The sequence below is a fragment of the Streptomyces sp. NBC_01454 genome (genome assembly GCF_036227565.1).
GTDB lineage: Bacteria > Actinomycetota > Actinomycetes > Streptomycetales > Streptomycetaceae > Streptomyces.
Window position 1 is genome coordinate 5,558,991 of the sequence record NZ_CP109460.1, and the last position, 20,579, is coordinate 5,579,569.

Here is a 20,579-nt window from a genome sequence, read left to right on the forward strand (position 1 = left end):
AATGACACATGGCCAGGGCACGGACACCCTGACGGCCCGGATGCACAAAGGTCTGCACCGGGCCCGCATCGGCGTGCGCAAGGCCGGGGTCGACTACTTCCGTGGTGAGGGCTCCGACCGGTTCGCACTGGCGGTCCTGCTCCTGGCCATACCCGCCATCGCCGCGGGCACGCTCCGGTTCCCCGAGTGGATCGCCCCGACGGCCCTGGTCCTGCCGGTCATCGCCGGCGGACTGCTGCTGCGGCCGGCCAACCTCCTCGTGCTGTACGGCGCCTCCGCGACCGCGCTGGTCGTCGAGTCCGCGCTGTTCGGCCCGTACGACGAAGGACCGGACCGGATCACTCCGGGCACGGTGCTGGTGGTCGCCGCGGTCGGGTTCTTCGGGCTGCTGATCGCCCAGTTCCGCAGCCGGGTCGGGGTGCCCTGGCGGCGCGGCGGCACCATGCTCTTCGACCTGCGCGAGCGGATCCGCGTCCAGAGCCAACTGCCCACGCTGCCCCGGGGCTGGCACCACGAGATGGCGCTGCGCCCGGCCGGCGGACAGTCCTTCTCCGGCGACTTCGTGGTGGCCTCGCGCACCCAGGGCGGCAGCATCCTGGAAGTGGTGCTGACCGATGTCTCCGGCAAGGGCATGGACGCGGCCTCCCGCGCGCTGCTGCTCTCCGGCGCCTTCGGCGGGCTGCTGGGCTCGCTGCCGCCGCACGGCTTCCTGCCCGCCGCCAACGGCTACCTCCTGCGCCAGGACTGGGACGAGGGGTTCGCGACCTCCATCCATCTCGTCCTCGACCTGGAATCCGGCGACTACGAGCTGCTCTCCGCGGGACATCTGCCGGCCCTCCAGCTCAGCGCCGGCAGCGGCCGCTGGGAGGAGAAGTCGGGGGAGGGGCCGCTGCTGGGCGTCTACGACGGCGCCCAGTTCGACCCGGTCAAGGGGAGGCTGCGGCCGGGCGATGTGCTGATGCTGTTCACCGACGGCCTGGTCGAGGCCGCCGACCGCGATATCGCCGAGGGCATCGACCGGCTGACCGGCGAGGCCGACCGCTATGTCGCCGGCGGCTTCGCCGGCGCCGCCTGGCATCTGATCGAGGCCGTCGCCAAGGACGTCAACGACGACCGGGCGCTGCTGCTGATCTGCCGGGACGCCTGACCCGGACGGCACCGTTCCGGTCGGGGTCCCGGCCCCTCCCCGGGTCTCCCGATGCCTGTCGCCGGGCCGGGACGCGCGCTCAGGCGCCGACGCGGGCCCGCGCCGAATCGGCCGGGTCCTTGCGGAACGCCCAGGCCATCGTCGGCTCCATCGCGAAGCGGAACACCTTGCGGACCGGCGGGGTGCACAAGGCCGTCACGACACCCGCCGCGATCAGCGTGACCGCCACCTCGCCGAGCGGGGTGTGCAGCCAGGCGTAGTCGTCGAACCAGCCCCAGAACCGCGACCCCTTGGCCAGGAAGCCGTGCAGCAGATAGCCGTACAGCGTCCCCGCGCCCAGCACCGTGAACCATGTGTGCCGCGTCGGCACCCAGGAGAAGAAGCAGGCGACGAGCACGATCGAGCAGCCGAAGAGCGCCGGCGTCATCACGGCACCGATCCACCAGGTGGTGCCCAACTCCTGGGCGCTGTCCCGGTGGTAGAACCACGCCGAGGTCATCCGGGGCGCCGCCCAGTAGGCCATCACCAGCGCGCACGCGAAGATCGGCACCGAGGCGATCCGCACCGCCCGCCGCTGCACCCACCGGAAGTGCTCCGCCCGCAGCGACAGCCCCAGGACGAAGAACGGCAGGAACTGCAGCACCCGCTGGAGGTCCAGATCGTCACCGATGTCGGGGGAGACGGACGCGAGGACGGCGATGGCCACCGCGAGCGGAACCGGCCAGCGCACGATCTGCCACAGCGGGGTGGTCAGCCGCCAGATGAACAGGGCCACCAGGAACCACGTCAGGAACCACGGGTCGAGCAGGCTGATGGGCTCCCCCGGGTCGTTGTCCGCCCAGCGCTTGAACAAGGCGTAGGCGGTCTCGAAGAGGACATAGGGGACGGCAACGCCGGTCACCAGCCGCTGCAGCCGGTCCTTGCGCATGTCGAAGCTGCGCGAGAAGTAGCCCGAAATGATGATGAAGGCCGGCATGTGGAACGTGTAGACGGTCATGTAGAGCGCCTCGGCGGCGCGGCTGCCGTCGGTCAGCGGTTCCCAGGAGTGACCCATCGCCACCAGCACGATGGCCAGGTACTTCGCGTTGTCGAAGAACGGATTGCGGCCACCGGTCTTCGGGGCGGGCGGCTCGGCCCCCTCCGGCCTGCCGGACGGCCCGGCCGTCGCCTCCGTCCGGTCGGAGTCCGCCGCCCGGGCAGGGGGGAGTACGCGTCGGGGTGTCGGGGCAGCGGAAAACATTGGAGGCACGATAGCGGTGGTCGGCGAATGCGTAAAACCGCGTCCGGCGCATTTCTTATTTCCCCTGGTACCGCCGCGGAGGACGCACGGATAAACCCGCAAGCGCCGGGTAGAAGCTTGTCAGCGCTCGCCCGACTCGTCCCCTATCATCCCCTCAAATCCCCCCGTATCCCCCGCAAACGACTCCACGGGAATGTCCCACTCCTTACTCTTATGTCCGAATGCTAATAAGCCCTTACGGCTCCGGGTAAAGCAGTGACGGACGCCACGAATTCATATTTCCGCGCATCCGGCGGGAAGGGGATGAGTGGCACCGGGGAAAGCTCGCGACGATTTGCCGATGCGGCGTCAGGCGGGAAGAATTCACCGCCCGGCCGCCCTCTCGTGGGCGCGCCACCAGCCCGTCGTCACCCGTGCACCGCCCGCCCGTACCTCCCGCCGCGCTCGGCAGAGCCACCGGCATCGGGAATCGGGCAAAGCGTTGGCCGATGATTCGTCACCGGTCTGCGGTGGGCATGGAGTTGGTGGCACGATGGGTACAGGGGGGTGTGCGCGGCATGCTCCCGGGCCGGTGAGGCGTTCCGACCAAGGGTGTGATCAGTTGTGGCTCTTTCGCTGTCTGTGGTGCTGCTGTTGGGGATCATCCTGATCGTGCTGATCAGAGGGAAATCCATCAAGGCGGGGCCGGCGCTCGTCGCCATACTGTTCGGCTTCTTCCTCGCCTCCACGGGCATGGCGCCGTCCATCAACCGGTTCCTCAACTCCCTGGCGGACACCATCAACCACATCACCTTCTAGGTGAACCGCCGGCCCCCTTCGGGCACCGCATGCGGGATCAGCCGTGCGAGGTTTCCTCGCCCCCGGTCCGCGCCGCAGCTTCGCGTACGGCTTCCGCACTGCGTCCCACCAGCGCCGAACCGTCGTCCGCCGTGATGATCGGCCGCTGAATCAGCCGGGGGTGGGCCGCCAGTGCCGCGATCCACCGCTCCCGTGCGGCGTCGGTGCGCTCCCACTCCCCGAGCCCCAGCTCCTCGGCCTCGGCCTCCTGGGTCCGGGTGATGTCCCAGGGCTCCAGGCCCAGCCGCCGCAGCACACCGCGCAGTTCCTCGGCGTCCGGCGGATCCTCCAGGTACTTGCGCACGGTGTACCGGGCGCCCTCCTCGTCGAGGATCTCCACGGCGGAACAGCACTTGGAACACGCGGGATTGAGCCAGATCTCCATGGGGCCAGCTTAAGGATCCCCGCCCCTGGTGCGAAGAGGGCGTCCGGCCCTCGCCGAACGCCTCGGACACAACGGAAAACCCCAGGCCAAGGGCCTGGGGTTCCTGATCTGAGCGGGCGACGGGAATCGAACCCGCGTAGCTAGTTTGGAAGACTAGGGCTCTACCATTGAGCTACGCCCGCGAGCGCCGACCGGTCGCAGGACCGCGGCACGCAGTGCATCCTAGCGGGTCGCGGCGGTGCGCCGCACATCCCTTCCCGCGGACGGTGCGCCCGCGCCGCCGGCACCCGCACGCCACCCTGCCGGGCGCCCCGATAACGTGCGGCCGTACCGCCTGCGGCCATGTACCCTACGTGTCGCACCGACGGGGTGTGGCGCAGCTTGGTAGCGCGTCCGCTTTGGGAGCGGAAGGTCGTCGGTTCGAATCCGGCCACCCCGACCAGCAGCAGGTCGGCCCGACGGTTCGCGTCGGGCACCGCTGCGACCCACCCTCGCGAGGCCGCCGTATCGGCGGTCGTTCAAGATCGCATTGTGGGTGCCATCCTCCTTGCGGTTACTATGCAAACTGCGTGTCCGTGTGTCTGTGTACCGGGCGCGGTCGGCCGGACCCGGATCAGCCGGGCGCAGGCAGATCTCACGCAGAACCCCAGAAGTCAGCCCCAAGGAGACCGAACCGTGAAGAGCGCCGTGGAGACCCTGAACCCGACTCGGGTTCGGCTCACTGTCGAGGTGCCCTTCGAGGAGCTCAAGCCCAGCCTCGACGCGGCGTACAAAAAGATCAATCAGCAGGTCACGGTGAAGGGCTTCCGTCAGGGCAAGATCCCGGCCCGCGTCATCGACCAGCGGTTCGGTCGCGGCGCCGTGCTGGAAGAGGCCGTCAACGACGCGCTCCCGAAGTTCTACACCGAAGCGGTCAACGAGGGTGAGCTCAACGTCCTCGGTCAGCCCGAGGTCGACATCACCGAGCTGAAGGACGGCGAGCTGCTGGCCTTCACCGCCGAGGTCGACATCCGTCCCGCCGTCGAGATCCCGGACTACTCCGGCATCGAGGTCGAGGTCGACGCCGTCGAGGTGTCGGACGAGGACATCGACAAGTCCGTCGAGCAGCTGCGCGAGCGCTTCGCGACGACCAGCCCGGTCGAGCGCGCCGCCCAGGACGGCGACGTCCTGACGCTGAACCTCGAGGCCAAGGTGGACGGCGAGGTCCTGGAGGACGGCGTCGCCCAGGGCGTCACCTACACCGTCGGCTCCGGTGAGCTCCTCGACGGCATCGACGAGGCCGTCACCGGCATCGAGGCCGGCGCCAGCGCCACCTTCACCTCCGAGCTCAAGGGCGGTTCCGCCGAGGGCAAGGAGGCCGAGGTCACGGTCGAGGTCACCGAGATCAAGTCCCGTGAACTGCCCGCGCTGGACGACGACTTCGCGCAGCTGGCCAGTGAGTTCGACACCCTCGAGGAGCTGCGCGCGGACAGCCGCAAGCGCCTTGAGCAGATGAAGAAGTACGACCAGGCCACCCAGGCTCAGGAGAAGGTCCTGGACGAGCTGCTCAAGCTCGTCGAGGTGCCGATGCCCGAGAAGCTGCTCGAGGACGAGATCCAGACCCGCAAGCACAACCTGGTCAACCACCAGCTCGGCCAGATGGGCCTCGACCTCGCGAAGTACCTGGAGATCCAGGGCAAGAGCGAGGAGGAGTTCGACGCCGAGACCAAGGAGCAGGCCGAGAAGGGCATCAAGACCCAGTTCCTGCTCGACGAGCTGGTCAACAAGGAGAAGCTGAACGTCAGCCAGGAGGAGCTCACCGAGCACCTCATGCGCCGCGCGCAGTCCTCCGGCATGTCCCCCGACCAGTTCGCCCAGGCCGTCGTCGAGGGCGGCCAGGTGCCGATGCTCGTCGGTGAGGTCGCCCGCGGCAAGGCCCTCGCGGTCGTCGTCGAGGCCGCCACGGTCAAGGACAGCAACGGCGAGGTCATCGACCTCGACGACGAAGACGAGACCGCCGAGACCGCCGAGACGGTTGAGACGGTCGAGGCCGCCGACGCCGGCGAGACCGAGGGCGACGAGAAGCCCGAGGCCTGAGCCTCCGGCGCCGCGGCGCCGACCGGCTGTGACGGGCCCGAACACGCACGCCCGCGTGTTCGGGCCCGTATGTCGTAACCGGCCGGTGAGCCTGCGCTCACAGCGAACAGTTATCGATGCGGGATGGCGTTGTCCGACCTGCGCGTTAGGGTCCGTAGATACGAGGGCAGGGGAGTTGCTCAATCCGCGCCGGACTCCTACACGGCGCCACTCCCCACGCCCCAGAAGACGACGCTGAGACGGCCTGAGCCGTCCGACAACGAGCAGGTGGACACGTGACGATCCCGATGCCTTCCGCCGCCGCTGAGCCGACCTTCGGTGGCCTCGGCGACCAGGTCTACAACCGGCTGCTCGGCGAGCGGATCATCTTCCTCGGCCAGCCGGTCGACGACGACATCGCCAACAAGATCACCGCGCAGCTGCTTCTCCTCGCCGCGGACCCGGACAAGGACATCTTCCTCTACATCAACTCCCCGGGCGGCTCGATCTCGGCCGGCTTGGCGATCTACGACACCATGCAGTACATCAAGAACGACGTGGTGACGATCGCGATGGGCCTCGCCGCTTCCATGGGCCAGTTCCTGCTGAGCGCCGGCACCCCGGGCAAGCGCTTCGCGCTGCCGAATGCCGAGATCCTCATCCACCAGCCCTCCGCGGGCCTGGCGGGTTCCGCGTCGGACATCAAGATCCACGCCGAGCGGCTGCTGCACACCAAGAAGCGGATGGCGGAGCTCACGGCCTTCCACACCGGTCAGACCGTCGAGCGGATCACGCAGGACTCGGACCGCGACCGCTGGTTCTCCGCCGACGAGGCCAAGGGGTACGGCCTGATCGACGATGTGATGACCTCCGCCGCCGGCGTTCCGGGCGGGGGCGGCACCGGGGCCTGAGCCCCGTACCACTCGCCCCACAGCCCCCAGCCCACTTGATCGCCACCAGGACGGTGAACACCACGATGAACTACTTCCCCGGCAGCGGCCTCTCCCAGGGCGCGGAGTCCGAGTTTTCCGGCCCACGGGCCGAGTCCCGCTACATCGTCCCGCGCTTCGTCGAGCGCACCTCGCAGGGTGTGCGGGAGTACGACCCGTACGCGAAGCTGTTCGAGGAGCGCGTGATCTTCCTCGGCGTGCAGATCGACGATGCCTCGGCCAACGACGTCATGGCCCAGCTGCTGTGCCTGGAGTCGATGGACCCGGACCGGGACATCTCCATCTACATCAACAGCCCCGGTGGTTCGTTCACGGCGCTCACGGCCATCTACGACACGATGCAGTTCGTGAAGCCGGACATCCAGACGGTCTGCATGGGCCAGGCGGCCTCCGCCGCGGCCGTGCTGCTCGCCGCCGGCACGCCCGGCAAGCGGATGGCGCTGCCGAACGCCCGGGTGCTGATCCACCAGCCCTACAGCGAGACCGGCCGCGGACAGGTCTCCGACCTGGAGATCGCCGCCAACGAGATCCTGCGGATGCGCTCGCAGCTGGAGGACCTGCTGGCCAAGCACTCCTCCACGCCGATCGAGAAGATCCGTGACGATATCGAGCGTGACAAGATTCTGACGGCGGAGGAGTCCCTGGCGTACGGTCTGGTCGACCAGATCGTCTCGACCCGGAAGTCCTCCGTGGCGATCGGCTGACGATCTTCGCAATGTGAGCCGGAGCGTTGCCCCCTTGGACCGGGTCGGGATGTAGTGAACCGAGTCGGTCCAAGGGGGGCCCGTACGGGGGGCCCGGCAAGGTACCGTCGATAGGCAAGCACCCGGGTCCGTGGAGCAATGCGGATCCCAGGCGAAGGGGAAGCACCTCGTGGCACGCATCGGTGACGGCGGCGACCTGCTCAAGTGCTCATTCTGCGGAAAGAGTCAGAAGCAGGTGAAGAAGCTCATCGCGGGACCTGGTGTGTACATCTGCGACGAGTGCATCGACCTCTGCAACGAAATCATCGAGGAGGAGCTCGCCGAGACCTCCGAGGTGCGGTGGGAGGAACTCCCCAAGCCGCGGGAGATCTACGAGTTCCTGAACGGCTATGTCGTCGGCCAGGACCCCGCCAAGAAGGCGCTGTCGGTCGCCGTCTACAACCACTACAAGCGGGTGCAGGCGGGCGAGAACGGCCCCGGCCGCGGCGAGGAGGGCATCGAGCTCGCCAAGTCCAACATCCTGCTGCTGGGCCCCACCGGCTCCGGCAAGACGCTGCTCGCCCAGACCCTCGCCCGGATGCTCAACGTCCCCTTCGCGTTCGCCGACGCCACGGCGCTCACGGAAGCCGGCTATGTCGGCGAGGACGTCGAGAACATCCTCCTCAAGCTGATCCAGGCCGCGGACTTCGACATCAAGAAGGCCGAGACCGGCATCATCTACATCGACGAGATCGACAAGGTCGCCCGGAAGAGCGAAAACCCGTCGATCACCCGCGATGTCTCCGGTGAGGGCGTCCAGCAGGCCCTGCTGAAGATCCTGGAGGGCACCACCGCCTCGGTCCCGCCGCAGGGCGGCCGCAAGCACCCCCACCAGGAATTCATCCAGATCGACACCACCAACGTCCTCTTCATCGTGGGCGGTGCCTTCGCCGGCCTGGAGAAGATCATCGAGTCCCGGTCCGGTGCCAAGGGCATCGGCTTCGGCGCCACGATCCGCTCCAAGCGCGAGATCGAGTCCAAGGACCAGCTCCAGGACGTCATGCCGGAGGACCTGGTGAAGTTCGGGATGATCCCGGAGTTCATCGGCCGTCTCCCCGTCCTCACCTCGGTCCACAACCTCGACCGCGAGGCCCTGCTGCAGATCCTGGTCGAGCCGCGCAACGCGCTCGTCAAGCAGTACAAGCGCCTCTTCGAACTCGACGGTGTCGAGCTGGACTTCGACCGCCCGGCCCTGGAGGCCATCGCCGACCAGGCCATCCTGCGCGGCACCGGCGCCCGTGGTCTGCGCGCCATCATGGAGGAGGTCCTCCAGGCGGTGATGTACGAGATCCCGTCCCGCAAGGACGTGGCCCGCGTCGTCATCACCGAGGACGTCGTCCACTCGAACGTGAACCCCACCCTGGTCCCGCGCAACCGCGGCGAGTCCGGGGAGCCGCAGGAGAAGAGCGCCTAGCCGCTCCGGCACACCACACGAGAGCCGCCCGGCAGCACCAGCTGCCGGGCGGCTCTCGTCGTGCGGACCGCGGTTACTTCTCCTTGCGGACCTCGTTGCGCACCTTCGCCGTCATGACCGACAGCTGCTCGGCGCTGGGCGCCTTCCCGCTCTCCCCGCTGGGCGAGGGGGTCGGGACCACCGAGACCGTGCCGATCGCGCTGCTGTCGCCCCAGATGCACATCGAGAAGCTCACCGCCACGTTCACGCCGCCCTGGGCGGCGGAGAGCTTCTGCTCCTTGCACTTCATGACCGCGCCGTCGAAGCCGCTCGGCGAGTACGCGGTGGGACCGGAGACCGTCTCGATCTTGAGGCCCTGGCCGGCCGAGTTCTTGTTCTGGTCCTCTTCCAGCCTGGCGAACGCCTGGTCCACGGCCGACTCCGGGTCGGCGACCTTGCCGTAGACACCGCCCACATTCAGCTGCAGCTTGGCGACGTTGGCGTATTTGCCGGACACCGCCTTGCTGTCCGTGATCCCCATCGCCTTGGCGTCCTTGTCGTTCGAGACGTCCTTGACGGCACCGGCGGGGGAGCCGAGAGCCTTGCTGTACTCCCCGCTCAGCAGCTTGTCCGGGAGGGAGATCGTGTAGGGGGCCACGTCGCCGCCCGAGCCGAAGACGAAGTACGCGCCGATGCCGATGGCCGCGACCACCACGACCGCGCCGGCGATCAGGCCGATCTTCTTGCCGTTGCCGCCGGACTCCGGGGCGCCCTGGGGGATCATGCCGTAGGGGGTCTGCTGGCCCTGGCCGCCGTACGGGGCCTGCTGGCCGTAGCCGGGCTGCGCGGGCTGCTGGGGGTAGCCGTAACCCTGCTGAGGGGCCTGCTGGGGAACCTGCTGCGGGTAGCCGTAACCCTGCTGCCCCGGTACCGGGCCGCCCTGCTGCGGGTAGCCGTAGCCCGGCTGCGGGGCCGGCGGCTGCTGCGGCTGGCCGTACGGACCCGGGTGCGGGGGCTGCTGGCCGTACGGGCCGGGAGGCGGCTGGTTGTAGCTCATGGAGCGGTTCCCCTCGTGACAACTGAAGACAGTTGAGTTCTGCTTGTGAAGTTCTGTGTGTGAAGTGCTGCGATGTTCCTGCGCTGCCGACATCCTGTACGACGCCGCCGACAGCCGTGGCGCCGGGGGCGAAACCGATTCGAAGCCGCGACATCCGCGCCCGTACACTGTGCGTCGTGACCGAGAACACTCAGCAGAGCAACCACAGCGCCCCCGAACTGCCGACTCAGTACACGCCGGCCGAGGTAGAGGGGCCGCTGTACGAGCGCTGGGTAGAGCGCGGCTACTTCGAGGCGGACGAGAAGAGCGACAAGCCGCCGTACACGATCGTCATTCCGCCGCCGAACGTCACCGGCTCCCTGCACCTGGGGCACGCCTTCGAGCACACGCTGATCGACGCCCTCACTCGCCGCAAGCGCATGCAGGGCTACGAGACGCTCTGGCAGCCGGGCATGGACCACGCCGGTATCGCCACCCAGAACGTCGTCGAGCGCGAGCTCGCCAAGGAGGGCGTCTCCCGGCACGACCTGGGCCGTGAGGCCTTCGTCGAGCGCGTCTGGCAGTGGAAGAACGAGTCCGGCGGCCAGATCTCCGGCCAGATGCGCCGGCTCGGCGACGGCATCGCCTGGTCGCGCGAGCGCTTCACCATGGACGAGGGCCTCTCCAAGGCCGTCCAGACGATCTTCAAGCGGCTCTACGACGACGAGTTGATCTACCGCGCCGAGCGCATCATCAACTGGTGCCCGCGCTGCCTGACCGCGATCTCGGACATCGAGGTCGAGTACCAGGACGACGACGGCGAGCTGGTCTCCATCCGCTACGGCGAGGGCGACAACTCCATCGTCGTGGCGACCACCCGCGCCGAGACGATGCTCGGCGACACCGCCGTCGCGGTCCACCCGGCGGACGGGCGCTACGCCCATCTCATCGGCACCGAGATCGAGTTGCCGCTGACCGGCCGCCGGATCCCGGTCGTCGCCGACGAGCACGTCGACCCGGAGTTCGGCACCGGCGCGGTCAAGGTCACCCCGGCCCACGACCCCAACGACTTCGAGATCGGCCGCCGGCACGACCTGCCCAACCTCGCCGTCCTCGACGAGCGCGGCGTCATCACGGCGCACGGTCCCTTCCAGGGCCTGGACCGCTTCGAGGCCCGTTCCGCGATCGTCGGTGCGCTGCGCGCCGAGGGCCGGATCGTCGCCGAGAAGCGCCCGTACACCCACTCCGTCGGACACTGCTCGCGCTGCAAGACCACCATCGAGCCGCGGCTGTCGATGCAGTGGTGGGTCAAGGTCGGTCCGCTGGCGAAGGCCGCGGGGGACGCCGTCCGTGACGGCAAGGTCGCGATCCACCCCAAGGAGATGGAGTCCCGCTACTTCGGCTGGGTCGACAACCTCCACGACTGGTGCATCTCACGGCAGTTGTGGTGGGGCCACCGGATCCCCGTCTGGTACGGCCCGAACGGCGAGGTCGTCTGCGTCGGACCGGACGACGAGGCGCCCACCGGCGAGGGCTGGACCCAGGACACCGACGTCCTGGACACCTGGTTCTCCTCCGGGCTGTGGCCGTTCTCCACCCTCGGCTGGCCCGAGCAGACCCCCAGCGTCGGGAAGTTCTATCCGAACTCCGTCCTGGTCACCGGCTACGACATCCTCTTCTTCTGGGTCGCCCGGATGATGATGTTCGGGCTGTACGCGATGGACGGCACCCCGCCGTTCCACACCATCGCGCTGCACGGCATGGTCCGTGACCAGTTCGGCAAGAAGATGTCCAAGTCCTTCGGGAACGCGGTCAATCCGCTGGACTGGATGGACGCCTACGGCTCGGACGCCGTCCGGTTCACGCTGGCGCGCGGGGCGAACCCGGGCGTCGACGTCCCGATCGGCGAGGACTGGGTCCAGGGCTCGCGCAACTTCGCCAACAAGATCTGGAACGCCACCCGCTTCGCGCTGATGAACGGCGCGACGGTGGAGGGCGAACTCCCGCCCGCCGAGCAGCTGTCGGCGACCGACCGGTGGATCCTCTCCCGGCTGAACTCGGTCGTCGCCGAGGTCGACGCGTACTACGACGACTACCAGTTCGCGAAGCTGTCGGACACCCTCTTCCACTTCGCGTGGGACGAGGTCTTCGACTGGTACGTCGAGCTGTCCAAGACCACGTTCCAGGCGGGCGGACCGGCCGCCGAGGCCTCGCGGCGGGTGCTGGGCGAGGTGCTGGACGTCACGCTGCGACTGCTGCACCCGGTCGTGCCGTTCGTCACCGAGACCCTGTGGACGACGCTGACCGGCGGTGAGTCGGTCGTGATCGCCGACTGGCCGAAGGCGGTCCTCGTCGCCGGGGCCGACGCCCCGGGCGGCTTCCGGGACGCGGCGGCCGAGCGGGAGATCGAGACCGTGCAGCAGGTCGTCACCGAGGTCCGGCGCTTCCGCTCCGACCAGGGGCTGCAGCCCGGCCAGAAGGTCCCGGCGCGGCTGGACCTGTCCGGTACGGCGCTGGCCGCGCACGAGGCCGCGATGCGCTCCCTGCTGCGGCTGCAGCCGGCGGGAGAGGACTTCAGCGCGACCGCCTCGCTGCCGGTCGCGGGCGCGACGGTGGCCCTGGACCTCTCCGGCGCGATCGACGTCGAGGCGGAGCGCAAGCGGCTGGAGAAGGACCTGGCCGCGGCCCAGAAGGAGAAGGCGCAGGCCACCGGCAAGCTCGGCAACGAGGCGTTCCTCGCCAAGGCGCCGGAGAAGGTCGTGGACAAGATCCGCGTCCGGCTGGCGGCCGCGGAGGCGGACATCGTCCGGATCACCGCGCAGCTGGCGGCCCTGCCTCAGGCGTAGCCGCCGGGCCCGGCCACGGTCCGGGATCCGGGCGGCCCTCTTCGGGAGCGCTGTGCGCAGGCCCCTCGTCCGTACGGGCGGGGGGCCTGCGCCGTCCCCGCCCCCCGCGTTCGCGTACCGGCCAGAGCAGCACATACGCCGTCGAGACGGCCACGAAGGCCAGCCGGATCAGGCCCCGGGCGGCGTCGTCGGGAACGGCGAAGACGCTGCCGTAGAGGACGAGCAGGCCCAGCCAGCTCCACCAGGGCACCAGCCGGCGCTGGCCGATGACGTCCCAGAGCAGGGTGCCGAGCAGCACGGACGCCGTGTAGTACGTGTAGACGCTCGGATCGAGCACGATCCGGGCATTGGCGCCCAGCAGCACCACCGCCGCCCAGCGGCCGCGCCAGACGGCGAGGGTGCCCAGCGCGAGCCCCAGGGCGGCCTGGGCGGGGCGGTCCCAGCCGGGCGTCTTCGGGTCGCCGACACCCAGCCAGCGCAGGGCGGACGCCGGCTGGTTGGGGATGGTGAACTGCGCCGCGGCGAAGGAGTGGGAATCGCCCAGGAAGAAGGGCAGCCAGGCGACGGCGACCAGGCCCGCGCACCACAGGCCGGCCCGCAGCCACTTCTCCCTCGGCAGGGCGAGCAGCAGCGGGAGGAAGGCGAGGGCGGTGGGCTTGGAGTCCATCGCGAGGGCCAGGAAGAGGCCGGTGAGGGCGGCGTCGCCGCGGGTGACGGCGCGGACCGCGAGGGCGGTGAAGAACAGCGCGAGGACGTCGTCGAGATGCCCGAAGCGGACCGAGACCTCGATCCACATGGGGATGAAGGCCAGCCCGGCGATCAGCACGCGCTGCCGCAGCCGCTGGTGGTTGGTGCCGGTGCCCAGGAAGTGGTAAGCGGCGCTGCGGCCGGCCAGCACCACGATGACCAGGCCGAGCAGCGACATCAGGGCCGCGGCCAGAAACTGGCCGGTGACCTCGGGGAACGGGTTGAACAGCCCGGCCGTCAGAAAGCTGAGCGGGCCCATCTGGAGCTCGGGGTGGTGTGCGTAGAGATTGAGCCCGCCGGTGCCGTGGTCCGAGGTGCCCTGGTAGATCAGCTGGCCGCCGGTGTGCAGATAGTGCCAGGAGAATCCGCCGTGCGGTTCCACGAGCACGAACCACAGCACGGTCCAGGCGCTGAGCAGGACCAAATGCATCCGCTGACTGATTGCCGGCACCCCTCAGCTCCTGCCTTCCCGTCCGCCGTACCGCGGTGATCACCCGGGGCTGCCCGCAGCCCGCCATGGAAGAGGGGGAAACGCGGCGGAAAGTTGTCCGGCCCGGTACGGCGGCCGTTCTCATGGCCCTCTCATGAAGCCGAGGCACGGTGGACCGGAAATGCCGGAATACCGACGTTCCGGCCGTACCGCACGTCCCGTACGGAGGAGCCGCGCACCGTGAACAAACCCCTGCGACGGGCCGCGATCTTCTGTCTGGCGCTGATCCTCGCACTGATGGGCTGGGCCACCTGGATCCAGGGCGCGAAGGCCAGTGACTACAAGGAGGACCCGCACAATCCGCGGGTCGCGATCGGCAAATACTCCGCGCCGCTGGGCAACATCCTCGTCGGCGGTGAGCCGGTCACCGGCTCCGCCGCCACCTCCTCGACGCTCAAGTACAAGCGGACGTACAAGGACGGCCCGATGTACGCGCCGGTGACCGGCTTCAGCTCGCAGATCTACGGGAGCAACCAGCTGGAGAGCCTCTACGGCGACCTGCTCGACGGCTCCGACAGCAGGCTGCAGAGCCCGGCCGACGCGCTGACCCGCGAGCGTGCCAAGGGCGGAGATGTGGCCACCACCATCGACCCGAAGGTGCAGCAGGCCGGCTACCGGGCGCTGGGCGGCAAGAAGGGCGCGGCCGTGGCCATGGACCCGGCCACCGGGCGGATCCTCGGCATGGTCAGCACGCCCTCGTACGACCCCGGGAAGTTCGCCGGGTCGTCGGGCGCCGACCAGAAGGCGTGGCAGAAGCTGTCCGACGACCCGGACAGCCCCGAGGTCAACCGGGCGCTGCGGCAGCCGCTGCCGCCGGGCTCCACCTTCAAGCTGGTGGTCGCCGCGGCCGCGCTGGAGAACGGCCTGTACTCCTCGGTGGACGAGCCCACCGACAGCCCCGACCCGTACACCCTCCCGCACACCCGCACCAAGCTCACCAACGAGAACACCTCCGCGCCCTGCAAGAACGCGAACATCCGCACCGCGCTCCAGTACTCCTGCAACACCGTCTTCGGGAAGATGGCCGTGGAGCTGGGCAAGGACAAGGTGAAGGCACAGGCCGAGAAGCTCGGCTTCAACGACGGCAAGATCGACACTCCGGTGCGGGCCGCCAAGAGCGTCTACCCCGGCGACATGGACGACGCGCAGACCGCGCTGTCCGGTATCGGCCAGTTCAACGACCAGGCGACCCCGCTCCAGATGGCGATGGTCTCCGCGGCCATCCAGAACGGTGGCGAGCTGAAGACCCCGCAGCTGGTCGACAAGCTGACCGACGGCGGCGGCAACACCGTCCAGGAGAACGGCCCGAAGACGTACCGCAAGGCGATGTCGGGGCGCACGGCGGAGCAGCTGCGGTCGGCCATGCAGACGGTGGTGGACAAGGGCACCGGGTCCGGGGCGAAGATCGACGGACTGACCGTCGGCGGCAAGACCGGTACCGCCCAGCACGGCGTCGACAACAGCGGTACGCCCTACGCCTGGTTCGTCTCGTACGCCGAGGACGGCAAGGGGCACCAGGTGGCGGTGGCCGTGATGGTCGAGGACGGCCACGCCGCCCGCAACGAGGTCTCCGGCAACGGTCTGGCGGGCCCGATCGCGCGGGCCATGATGAAGGCGGCACTGCCGTAGGCGCGGGGCGGCGCCGGCGCGGCCGCCCGGGGCCCGGGCCCCGGGCGGCCGCGCCGGCCCCGGGGTGACGGCTCGGTCTCGGCGCAGCCAGCTCAGCGCACCGCTGTCAGAGGGGCCTCGTAGACTGGTCGACGTGAGCGAGCGCCCCGAAAACGACGACCCCGACCCGAACGATGCCTTCGACGACATGGTCGAGGCGGAGACCGACCATCCCCAAGCTCTCGACTCCGCTCAAGCAGGGGAGACCCCATCCCCCGATCTCGCGGTGATCGAGGCCGGCAGCCGGACCTTGCGGGCCCAGGCCGGGCCGCCGCAGGGGGACGGGATCCCGGCCCGGCCGGCCGACCCCGAGGTCGACCGTGCGCTGCGCGAGGTCGAGGAGGAGCTGGCCGGCCGCTGGGGCGAGACCAAGCTCGACCCCTCGGTGCAGCGCATCGCGGCGCTGCTGGACATCCTCGGCTCGCCCCAACGGGCGTATCCGTCCATCCACATCACCGGCACCAACGGCAAGACCAGCACCGCCCGGATGATCGAGGCCCTGCTGTCCGCCTTCGATCTGCGCACCGGCCGCTACACCAGCCCGCACGTCCAGTCGATCACCGAGCGGATCAGCCTGGACGCCGCGCCGATCTCCGCCGAGCGGTTCATCGAGACCTACCGCGACATCGCCCCGTATGTGGAGATGGTCGACGCCCAGCAGGAGTACCGCCTGTCGTTCTTCGAGGTGCTGACGGCGATGGCGTACGCCGCCTTCGCGGACACCCCCGTGGACATCGCGGTCGTCGAGGTCGGCATGGGCGGCACCTGGGACGCGACGAACGTCATCGACGGCGATGTCGCCGTGGTCACCCCCATCGCGCTGGACCACACCGACCGGCTGGGGGAGACGCCCGAGCAGATCGCCGGCGAGAAGTCCGGGATCATCAAGAAGGACGCCACGGTCGTGCTGGCTCAGCAGCCGGTGGACGCGGCGTCGGTGATGCTCAAGCGCGCGGTCGAGGTGGATGCCACGGTCGCCCGGGAGGGCATGGAGTTCGGGGTCATCGCCCGTGAGGTCGCGGTCGGCGGGCAGATGCTGACGCTGCGCGGGCTGGGCGGCGAATACCCGGAGATCTTCCTTCCGCTGTACGGCGCCCACCAGGCGCACAACGCCGCGGTGGCGCTCGCCGCGGTGGAGGCCTTCTTCGGCGTCGGTTCGGAGCACGCCCGCACGCTCGACCTCGACACCATCCGCTCCGCGTTCGCCGCCGTCACCTCGCCCGGCCGGATGGAGGTCGTACGGCGCAGCCCCACCGTCGTGCTGGACGCGGCGCACAACCCGGCCGGTGCGCGGGCGGCCGCCGAGGCGGTCACCGAGGCCTTCGGGTTCAGCCGGCTGGTGGGCGTCGTCGGCGCCAGTGCGGACAAGGACGTCCGGGGCTTCCTGGAGGCCTTCGAGCCGATCTTCGCCGAGATCGTGGTGACGCGTAATTCCAGCCATCGTGCGATGGATCCCGATGAGCTGGCGGCCGTGGCGGTCGAGGTCTTCGGCGCCGAGCGGGTGCAGGTCGAGCCGCGGCTCGACGACGCCCTGGAGGTGGCGATCACCCTCGCCGAGGAGGAGGGCGAGTTCTCCGGCGCGGGGGTGCTGGTGACCGGTTCGGTGATCACGGTCGGCGAGGCCCGGCTGCTGATGGGAAGGGGCTGACCGTGCGCACGCTGTGTGCGAGCACTCTGATAGGTGAATTCTTCGTCATCGGCTTCGCCGGCCTGGTGGCGATGCAGATGTCCGACCTCCCGACGGCCACGATCTGGACGGTCAGCGGGATCGCGATGCTGCTGAGCATCCTGCTGTGCGGGATGCTGACCCGTCCGGGTGGCGTCCAGCTTGGCTGGCTGCTGCAGCTCGCCCTGGTCGCCAGCGGCTTCGTGATCCCGACGATGTTCTTCCTCGGCGCGGTCTTCGCGGCCCTGTGGTGGGCATCGGTCCACTACGGTCGCAAGATCGATGCGGCGAAGGCCCGTTGGGCGGAGGGGGAGCCGACCGCGGGCTGACCCGCGCGCCCGGCGGCGGAGCACGTCCGCAGGGGCGTGATCCGCCGCGCGGGACCGCCGGGTGGGCGGGTGACGGCTGGTGGGGGCGCCCCTGTAGCCTCAGTGCACCCGCTGACCATTGTTCATATCCAGGGAGTCCCTCCGTGAGCCAGCGCACCCTCGTCCTCCTCAAGCCCGACGCCGTCCAGCGGGGTCTGATCGGCGAGATCCTCGGCCGTATCGAGCGGAAGGCAGGCTGGACGATCAGCGCGCTGGAGATGCGGACCCTCGACCGGGCGCTCCTCGAGCAGCACTACGCCGAGCACGTCGGCCGGGAGTTCTACGAGCCGCTGGTCGCGTTCATGTCCACCGGTCCGGTGGTCTCGATGGTCGTCGAGGGCGAGCGGGTGATCGAGGGCGTGCGGGCGCTGGCCGGTCCGACTGACCCGATTGCCGCGCCGAGTGGGTCCATTCGTGGGGACTTCGGAACGATCACCCGGGAGAATCTGATCCATGCCTCGGATTCCGAAGAGTCCGCCGAGCGTGAGATCAAGATTTTCTTCCCCGGGATTTCCTGACGCCTCATCAGCTGTACACCCCTCGTGACCAGGGGCGACCGAGAAAAACATCGGTCGCCCTTTGGTGTATACGACACGATCGGGGGAACGCATCACCGCGACACGACGTCACCATTGAGGGGGCCGGGAACGTGTACGGCTGACAATGGCGGAACAGCCTCCCGACGTGTTCGAGTGGGCGCACTACGAACTACCATGGAGGCTTCCGCGCCTCGCAGCGCATCACCTCCTGCCGACCTCCAGTAAGCATTCGCTCCAGTTGGGAAGGCCAGACGTATCCTCATGGGGAACAACATGTCGTTCATCGGCCGTGACATGGCTGTCGACCTCGGGACCGCCAACACGCTGGTGTACGTCAGGGGCCGCGGAATCGTTCTCAACGAACCGTCGGTCGTGGCCATCAACACCAACACCGGCGGCATCCTCGCGGTAGGTGCTGAGGCGAAGAAGATGATCGGGCGCACGCCCGGCAACATCGTCGCCGTACGGCCCCTGAAAGACGGCGTGATCGCCGATTTCGAGATCACCGAGCGGATGCTCCGCTACTTCATCCTCAAGATCCACAAGCGGCGCTATCTGGCCCGCCCGCGGGTCGTGGTGTGTGTGCCCTCCGGCATCACCGGAGTTGAGCGCCGTGCCGTCATCGAGGCCTCGACCCAGGCCGGCGCGCGCCAGGTGCACATCATCGAGGAGCCGATGGCCGCCGCGATCGGGTCCGGTCTGCCGGTCCACGAGGCCACCGGCAACATGGTCGTGGACATCGGCGGCGGTACCACCGAGGTCGCGGTCATCTCGCTCGGCGGCATCGTCACCGCCCAGTCCATCCGGGTGGCCGGCGACGAGCTCGACAACGCGATCATCCAGCACATCAAGAAGGAGTACAGCCTTCTGCTGGGCGAGCGCACCGCCGAGAGCATCAAGATCACCATCGGCTCGGCGTACGACCTCGAACAGGACGAGCACACCGAGATCCGCGGCCGCGACCTGGTCTCCGGCCTGCCGAAGACCGTCGTGATCTCGGCCGCCGAGGTCCGCAAGGCCATCGAGGAGCCGGTCAACTCCATCGTCGACGCGGTCAAGACGACTCTCGACAAGTGCCCGCCGGAGCTGTCCGGTGACGTCATGGACCGCGGCATCGTGCTCACCGGAGGCGGCGCCCTGCTCCGCGGCCTCGACGAGCGGCTGCGCCGCGAGACCGGTATGCCCATCCACATCGCCGAGGACCCGCTCGACTCCGTCGCGCTGGGCTCCGGCAAGTGCGTGGAGGAGTTCGAGGCGCTCCAGCAGGTCCTCGATTCCCAGCCGCGCAGGTAACACCCGCCCGGTCCGTCCGGCGCCGCGCCCGTCACACGAGGGCCGCGGCGGCCGGACGGCACGGCGACAGCGGCCGATCCGTCCGCCGGATCGCTGATATACAGGCACACATCCCAACAGACACGGCGCCTGACACTTCACCATCCGGCACCGTCACATCAGGCACAACGCTCAACTCCCGAACGAGACCGGCGGGGCCCGCAGCCGGCCGGTCCTACGAGGAAGGACACGGCCGCCGCACGTGAGGGACACACGAGAGAGCCGGCTGCTGCTGGTGCTGCTGGTCGCGATCGCGTTCGCGCTGATCACGGTCGATATCCGCGGCGGCGAACAGTCCCCGCTCGATGGTGCCCGGCATGCCGCCGCCTCCGCCTTCGGGCCGGTCGAAAGCGGTGTCGCCCGCGTCGTCGACCCGGTCGGCAACGCCGTGGGCGCCGTACGCGACTCCGGCCGGCGGCACGACCGGATCAGCACGCTGGAGCACCAGAACGAGGCGCTGAAGGCCAAACTCGGCTCCTCCGACCGCAACCGCAACCGCGCCGCCGAGCTCGACAAGATCCTCAAGACCGCGGGCACCGGCCAGTACGCCATCAAGGGCGCCCAGGTCATCGCCATCGGCTCGGCCCAGGGCTTCTCCTGGACCATCACCATCGACGCCGGCAGCCGCGACGGCATCGCCCGCGACATGACCGTGCTCAACGGCGACGGTCTGGTCGGCCGGGTCACCACCGTCGCCCCCGGCACCTCCACGGTCCTGCTGGCCGCCGACCCCGACTTCACCGTCGGCACCCGCATGGAGAAGACCAACGAGATCGGCTTCGCCAACGGGCAGGGCGTCCGCTCGCTGCGCGTGCAGCTCCTCAACGGCCGGGCCAACATCAAGAAGGGCGACCGCCTGGTCACCTTCGGCTCCAGCAAGGACAAGCCGTTCGTGCCGGGTGTGCCGGTCGGCAGGGTCGTCAGGGTCGAGCCGTTCAACGGCGATCTGACCCGCACCCTCCAGGTCCGGCCCTACGTCGCCTTCTCCCAGCTCGACATCGTCGGCGTCGTGGTCCAGCCGCCCCGCGAGGACCCGCGTGACACCGTGCTGCCGCCGCGGCCCGCCAAGCCCAAACCGACGCCGACGGTCACCGTCACGGCCTCCCCCTCCGCGAGCGCTTCTCCCAGGAGCTGACC

General features: G+C 69.3%; 17 protein-coding genes and 2 tRNA genes. 14 read left to right on the forward strand and 5 right to left on the reverse strand.

Annotated features, from left to right (window positions below):
* Nucleotide 1 precedes the first annotated feature (1 nt).
* Nucleotides 2–1,147, forward strand: coding sequence for a PP2C family protein-serine/threonine phosphatase (locus tag OIU81_RS24660; RefSeq protein ID WP_329151333.1), 1,146 nt, complete (start codon nucleotides 2–4; stop codon nucleotides 1,145–1,147).
* 79 nt (nucleotides 1,148–1,226) lie between these two features.
* On the opposite strand, the gene OIU81_RS24665 is transcribed toward OIU81_RS24660, so the two are convergent.
* Nucleotides 1,227–2,387, reverse strand: coding sequence for an acyltransferase family protein (locus tag OIU81_RS24665; RefSeq protein ID WP_329151334.1), 1,161 nt, complete (start codon nucleotides 2,385–2,387; stop codon nucleotides 1,227–1,229).
* A 603-nt stretch (nucleotides 2,388–2,990) separates the two neighbouring features.
* Between OIU81_RS24665 and OIU81_RS24670 the strand changes: the two genes are divergently transcribed.
* Complete coding sequence (locus OIU81_RS24670) at nucleotides 2,991–3,185, forward strand: hypothetical protein (RefSeq protein ID WP_030415520.1); 195 nt, start codon at nucleotides 2,991–2,993, stop codon at nucleotides 3,183–3,185.
* A 37-nt stretch (nucleotides 3,186–3,222) separates the two neighbouring features.
* Here the strand turns inward: OIU81_RS24670 and OIU81_RS24675 are convergent, their stop codons facing one another.
* Nucleotides 3,223–3,609, reverse strand: a complete 387-nt coding sequence (locus tag OIU81_RS24675; RefSeq protein WP_329151335.1) for an arsenate reductase family protein — start codon at nucleotides 3,607–3,609, stop codon at nucleotides 3,223–3,225.
* Between the two features lie 111 nt (nucleotides 3,610–3,720).
* Nucleotides 3,721–3,791 (reverse strand) — tRNA-Gly (locus OIU81_RS24680).
* Nucleotides 3,792–3,974: 183 nt separating this feature from the next.
* Here OIU81_RS24680 and OIU81_RS24685 point away from each other — a divergent pair.
* The 5 genes from OIU81_RS24685 to clpX all read left to right on the forward strand — a co-directional run bounded on the left by OIU81_RS24685 (nucleotide 3,975) and on the right by clpX (nucleotide 8,771).
* Nucleotides 3,975–4,051: transfer RNA gene (locus tag OIU81_RS24685), tRNA-Pro, on the forward strand.
* A 233-nt stretch (nucleotides 4,052–4,284) separates the two neighbouring features.
* Nucleotides 4,285–5,685, forward strand: a complete 1,401-nt coding sequence (tig, locus tag OIU81_RS24690; RefSeq protein WP_329151336.1) for a trigger factor — start codon at nucleotides 4,285–4,287, stop codon at nucleotides 5,683–5,685.
* A 287-nt stretch (nucleotides 5,686–5,972) separates the two neighbouring features.
* A complete protein-coding gene (locus tag OIU81_RS24695) occupies nucleotides 5,973–6,575 on the forward strand; it encodes an ATP-dependent Clp protease proteolytic subunit (protein WP_329155327.1) in 603 nt (200 codons plus the stop codon).
* Nucleotides 6,576–6,640: 65 nt separating this feature from the next.
* Entirely contained in the window at nucleotides 6,641–7,318 is a 678-nt protein-coding gene (locus OIU81_RS24700) for an ATP-dependent Clp protease proteolytic subunit (protein ID WP_329155330.1), read from the forward strand.
* A gap of 169 nt (nucleotides 7,319–7,487) precedes the next feature.
* Nucleotides 7,488–8,771, forward strand: coding sequence for an ATP-dependent Clp protease ATP-binding subunit ClpX (clpX, locus tag OIU81_RS24705; protein ID WP_329151337.1), 1,284 nt, complete (start codon nucleotides 7,488–7,490; stop codon nucleotides 8,769–8,771).
* A 73-nt stretch (nucleotides 8,772–8,844) separates the two neighbouring features.
* On the opposite strand, the gene OIU81_RS24710 is transcribed toward clpX, so the two are convergent.
* Nucleotides 8,845–9,807, reverse strand: a complete 963-nt coding sequence (locus OIU81_RS24710) for a hypothetical protein (RefSeq protein WP_329151338.1) — start codon at nucleotides 9,805–9,807, stop codon at nucleotides 8,845–8,847.
* Between the two features lie 176 nt (nucleotides 9,808–9,983).
* Here OIU81_RS24710 and OIU81_RS24715 point away from each other — a divergent pair, with 176 nt between their 5' ends.
* On the forward strand, nucleotides 9,984–12,632 hold the full coding sequence (locus OIU81_RS24715) for a valine--tRNA ligase (RefSeq protein WP_329151339.1): 2,649 nt from the start codon (nucleotides 9,984–9,986) through the stop codon (nucleotides 12,630–12,632).
* On the opposite strand, the gene OIU81_RS24720 is transcribed toward OIU81_RS24715, so the two are convergent.
* Entirely contained in the window at nucleotides 12,598–13,809 is a 1,212-nt protein-coding gene (locus tag OIU81_RS24720) for a hypothetical protein (RefSeq protein ID WP_329155332.1), read from the reverse strand. The genes OIU81_RS24715 and OIU81_RS24720 overlap by 35 nt on opposite strands.
* A gap of 240 nt (nucleotides 13,810–14,049) precedes the next feature.
* Between OIU81_RS24720 and OIU81_RS24725 the strand changes: the two genes are divergently transcribed.
* From OIU81_RS24725 to mreC, 6 genes are all read left to right on the forward strand, one after another.
* A complete protein-coding gene (locus OIU81_RS24725; RefSeq protein WP_329151340.1) occupies nucleotides 14,050–15,498 on the forward strand; it encodes a peptidoglycan D,D-transpeptidase FtsI family protein in 1,449 nt (482 codons plus the stop codon).
* Nucleotides 15,499–15,631: 133 nt separating this feature from the next.
* On the forward strand, nucleotides 15,632–17,185 hold the full coding sequence (gene folC, locus OIU81_RS24730) for a bifunctional tetrahydrofolate synthase/dihydrofolate synthase (RefSeq protein WP_329151341.1): 1,554 nt from the start codon (nucleotides 15,632–15,634) through the stop codon (nucleotides 17,183–17,185).
* Between the two features lie 2 nt (nucleotides 17,186–17,187).
* The gene (locus tag OIU81_RS24735; RefSeq protein ID WP_329151342.1) at nucleotides 17,188–17,532 is read left to right on the forward strand and encodes a DUF4233 domain-containing protein; all 345 of its coding nucleotides are present in this window, start codon (nucleotides 17,188–17,190) and stop codon (nucleotides 17,530–17,532) included.
* A gap of 143 nt (nucleotides 17,533–17,675) precedes the next feature.
* On the forward strand, nucleotides 17,676–18,089 hold the full coding sequence (ndk, locus tag OIU81_RS24740; protein WP_329151343.1) for a nucleoside-diphosphate kinase: 414 nt from the start codon (nucleotides 17,676–17,678) through the stop codon (nucleotides 18,087–18,089).
* 294 nt (nucleotides 18,090–18,383) lie between these two features.
* Entirely contained in the window at nucleotides 18,384–19,403 is a 1,020-nt protein-coding gene (locus OIU81_RS24745; protein ID WP_003985182.1) for a rod shape-determining protein, read from the forward strand.
* 241 nt (nucleotides 19,404–19,644) lie between these two features.
* Nucleotides 19,645–20,577 carry a rod shape-determining protein MreC gene (gene mreC, locus OIU81_RS24750; RefSeq protein ID WP_329151344.1) on the forward strand — a complete coding sequence of 311 codons (933 nt, stop codon included), beginning with the start codon at nucleotides 19,645–19,647 and terminating at the stop codon, nucleotides 20,575–20,577.
* Nucleotides 20,578–20,579: the final 2 nt, after the last annotated feature.

Excerpts from the sequence above, each read along its gene's own strand:
- OIU81_RS24745 (WP_003985182.1), top strand. The coding sequence starts at position 18,384 with ATGTCGTTCATCGGCCGTGACATGGCTGTCGACCTCGGGACCGCCAAC.
- OIU81_RS24720 (WP_329155332.1), bottom strand. The coding sequence starts at position 13,809 with ATGCATTTGGTCCTGCTCAGCGCCTGGACCGTGCTGTGGTTCGTGCTC.
- OIU81_RS24700 (WP_329155330.1), top strand. The coding sequence starts at position 6,641 with ATGAACTACTTCCCCGGCAGCGGCCTCTCCCAGGGCGCGGAGTCCGAG.
- OIU81_RS24675 (WP_329151335.1), bottom strand. The coding sequence starts at position 3,609 with ATGGAGATCTGGCTCAATCCCGCGTGTTCCAAGTGCTGTTCCGCCGTG.
- OIU81_RS24695 (WP_329155327.1), top strand. The coding sequence starts at position 5,973 with ATGCCTTCCGCCGCCGCTGAGCCGACCTTCGGTGGCCTCGGCGACCAG.
- OIU81_RS24710 (WP_329151338.1), bottom strand. The coding sequence starts at position 9,807 with ATGAGCTACAACCAGCCGCCTCCCGGCCCGTACGGCCAGCAGCCCCCG.
- OIU81_RS24660 (WP_329151333.1), top strand. The coding sequence starts at position 2 with ATGACACATGGCCAGGGCACGGACACCCTGACGGCCCGGATGCACAAA.
- OIU81_RS24665 (WP_329151334.1), bottom strand. The coding sequence starts at position 2,387 with ATGTTTTCCGCTGCCCCGACACCCCGACGCGTACTCCCCCCTGCCCGG.